At 60.5% G+C, this 248-nt stretch carries 1 protein-coding gene; it reads left to right on the top strand.

Annotation, left to right across the window (positions count from 1 at the left end):
* The coding region (locus SB756_RS33540; protein ID WP_410913695.1) for an HAD-IC family P-type ATPase at nucleotides 1-248 on the top strand (248 nt) is incomplete at both ends.

The raw sequence follows: 248 nt of genomic DNA, 5'->3' as shown, positions 1-248 counted from the left end.
GCTGGCATTGATTCGTCAGTATCAGGCGGAAGGCCGTTTGGTGGCGATGACCGGCGACGGCACCAACGATGCTCCGGCGCTGGCGCAGGCAGATGTCGCGGTGGCGATGAACTCCGGCACCCAGGCGGCGAAAGAGGCGGGCAATATGGTCGATCTCGACTCTAACCCGACCAAGTTGATCGAGGTGGTGCATATTGGCAAACAGATGCTGATGACCCGTGGCTCGCTGACCACCTTCAGCATTGCCA

This window comes from Pseudomonas sp. SIMBA_068 (genome assembly GCF_046534705.1).
Lineage (GTDB): Bacteria > Pseudomonadota > Gammaproteobacteria > Pseudomonadales > Pseudomonadaceae > Aquipseudomonas > Aquipseudomonas putida.
Note: the sequence above shows the minus strand (reverse complement) of the source record. Positions and strands in the feature narration are given on the sequence as shown.